The following is a 1,365-nucleotide window of genomic DNA, read 5'->3' on the forward strand; positions in this document are numbered from 1 at the left end:
AATTAACATGGACACCCATCGTTGTTTGGGGTTATTGGGAGTCCGGCTCTACAGTTGATGAATGTTTGTTGAAGCGGGAGGTGTGTGATGCCTCTGCCTCGTCGTAGCCAGGTGAGCCTGGCGGATACGCCTTACTATCACTGTGTCGCGCGCTGTGTCAGGCGAGCGTATCTGTGTGGCCTCGATGCCCAGAGTGGACAGAGTTATGCCCACCGGCGGGAGTGGGTCGAGAGCCGGATTTTGCTGCTGGGTCAGCTCTTTGCCATCCACATCTGCGCTTATGCGGTGATGTCCAACCACCTGCATCTGGTGCTCCATGTGGACAAAGAGAGTAATTAACATGGACACCCATCGTTGTTTGGGAATTAACATGGACACCCATCGTTGTTTGGGGTTATTGGGCGTCCGGCTCTACAGTTGATGAATGTTTGTTGAAGCGGGAGGCAAACAATATGGACACCCATCGTTGTTTGGGGTTATTGGGAGTCCGGCTCTACAGTTGATGGATGTTTGTTGAAGCGGGAGGTGTGTGATGCCTCTGCCTCGTCGTAGCCAGGTGAGCCTGGCGGATACGCCTTACTACCACTGTGTCGCGCGCTGTGTCAGGCGAGCGTATCTGTGTGGTCTCGATGCCCAGAGTGGGCAGAGCTATGCCCACCGGCGGGAGTGGGTCGAGAGCCGGATTTTGCTGCTGGGTCAGCTCTTTGCCATCCACATCTGCGCTTATGCGGTGATGTCCAACCACCTGCATCTGGTGCTCCATGTGGACAAAGAGAGCGCCCTGGGCTGGAGCGATGCCGAGGTGGTAGAGCGCTGGCATCGTCTCTGCTCGGGGACGTTCCTGACGCGCCGCTTTGCCAAGGGCGAGTCGCTCGATGAGGCCCAATGGCTGGCGGTGCAAGCCACTATCGGCATTTACCGTCAGCGGCTGATGGATATCAGCTGGTTGATGCGTCTGCTGTGCGAGCCGATTGCCCGGCAGGCCAACCGGGAGGATGGCTGCACCGGTCACTTCTGGGAGGGGCGCTTCAAGTCCCAGGCCCTGCTCAACGAATCGGCGCTACTTGCCTGCATGGCCTATGTGGAGCTCAATCCGGTGCGAGCCGCCATGGCCGAGACGCCCGAGTCGTCTGATTTTACCAGCATCCAGCGGCGCATTCGGGCGGCGCTGGAAGGGAAACAACCCGATGAGCTGCTGCCCTTTGTGGGCGATGAGCATCAAGCCCTGACTCACGGCTTGACCTTTTCCCTGGCGGATTATCTCGAACTGGTGGACGAGAGCGGCCGCTGGCTGCGTGGAGACAAGCGCGGCGCCATGTCACCGGGTTGTGCACGAATATTGGCGCGATTGGGATTGCCCGCCGC

At 58.8% G+C, this 1,365-nt stretch carries 2 protein-coding genes; both read left to right on the plus strand.

Features of this window, described 5'->3' with window-relative positions; translation table 11 throughout:
• Window positions 1-87: 87 nt before the first annotated feature.
• Complete coding sequence (locus BN1133_RS01450) at window positions 88-339, plus strand: transposase (protein WP_050664785.1); 252 nt, start codon at window positions 88-90, stop codon at window positions 337-339.
• Window positions 340-532: 193 nt separating this feature from the next.
• A partial coding sequence (locus tag BN1133_RS01455; RefSeq protein WP_050664786.1) for a transposase occupies window positions 533-1,365 on the plus strand: 833 nt, incomplete at its 3' end.

The sequence above is a fragment of the Aeromonas schubertii genome (genome assembly GCF_000820105.1).
GTDB classification, from domain to species: domain Bacteria; phylum Pseudomonadota; class Gammaproteobacteria; order Enterobacterales; family Aeromonadaceae; genus Aeromonas; species Aeromonas schubertii.